Here is a 439-nt window from a genome sequence, read left to right as displayed (position 1 = left end):
AAGCTCAAAGGGTCCGCCGCCGCCTTATGCGCCGAATCCGTCCGGGCGGCCGCCGAGGCCCTGGAGAATGCGTGTCGTGACGACCGGACCGAAGCCCTCGAGGACCTGACGACGGACCTGGTCCTGGCCCTCGAGGCCTTGCTCGCGGCCTGAAAGGGCGCTGACCTGTGCTCCCTCTCCTCAAACCCCGCTCCCGGTCTCTGGTTCCCAGGCAGCGCCTGGAAACGAGAAAACTCAGCCTGACTGATGACCATTTGGACCGGCAACTCGGCATTCAGGTTCTAGCCGGTAACCAGAAGAGCCGACAACATGTCGGCGGTCCCAGGGGCCGACAGGATGTCGGCGGTCCCAGAGACCGACAAGATGTCGGCGGTCCCGGGCCGGCTGGGACCGCCGTCTTTCAGACGGCTTACGGACCCCATGACCAGCTGTCGGCAAC

The 439-nt window shown here is 65.6% G+C and carries 1 protein-coding gene; it reads left to right on the top strand.

Going from position 1 to position 439, the window contains the following annotated elements:
* On the top strand, nucleotides 1–153 hold a 153-nt coding region (locus tag BQ17_RS24035), incomplete at its 5' end, for an Hpt domain-containing protein (RefSeq protein WP_141699145.1).
* Nucleotides 154–439 lie beyond the last annotated feature (286 nt).

This window comes from Candidatus Thiosymbion oneisti (assembly GCF_900092655.1).
Classification (GTDB): domain Bacteria; phylum Pseudomonadota; class Gammaproteobacteria; order Chromatiales; family Chromatiaceae; genus Thiosymbion; species Thiosymbion oneisti.
Note: the sequence above shows the minus strand (reverse complement) of the source record. Positions and strands in the feature narration are given on the sequence as shown.